The following is a 572-nucleotide window of genomic DNA, read 5'->3' as shown; positions in this document are numbered from 1 at the left end:
AACTGGCGTTGCCTTTGATCGGCTGTTTCGATCCGGTCCAGCATGGAATTCATTGTGGCGGCCAAGGCCTGCAGCTCGTCGTGTGTCCCAGGGACGTCGACCCGCTCGCTCAACCTTCCCGCGTCTATGTGGCTGACTTGTATTCGGATCGTGTCCACCTGGCGCAGTGAACGCCCGACGAGGAAATACACGGACAGGCCGACCACGCCCAGCAGCAATGGCATGGCAACCAGTAAAAACGCGGTGACAATCCGGACTGTGTCTGATTGGGGCTGAATGGTCCGGCCGGCCAGAACCCAGTACTTGCTGTCCTCGTTATCGACGCCCAACACCACAAGGTAGCGCTCGTCGGCGTCCCCTAGGAGTCCGGGCGCCGATACGTTATCGGTCGCGATCTGCTCCGCAGCCGGTCTGAAAGAACTGAGCGGAGCCTCCAAGAGCCTGGGCTCCGACGCCGCGGTAACTGTCCCCGTCTCGTCGATGATTTGCACCAAGGGGTCTTTATTCACGGTGCCGGCGACCGCCCGGGTGGCTTCTTCGGCATGGTCGTTTTGAATCAGGACCGCTACGTC

Annotated in this window: 1 protein-coding gene; it reads right to left on the bottom strand. The window is 60.8% G+C overall.

Annotation, left to right across the window (positions count from 1 at the left end; translation table 11 throughout):
- On the bottom strand, positions 1–572 hold a 572-nt coding region (locus CXQ88_RS21470), incomplete at both ends, for a HAMP domain-containing protein (protein ID WP_146069277.1).

Origin of the sequence: Arthrobacter sp. ZGTC412 (assembly GCF_002929215.1) — a bacterium.
GTDB lineage: Bacteria > Actinomycetota > Actinomycetes > Actinomycetales > Micrococcaceae > Arthrobacter.
Note: the sequence above shows the minus strand (reverse complement) of the source record. Positions and strands in the feature narration are given on the sequence as shown.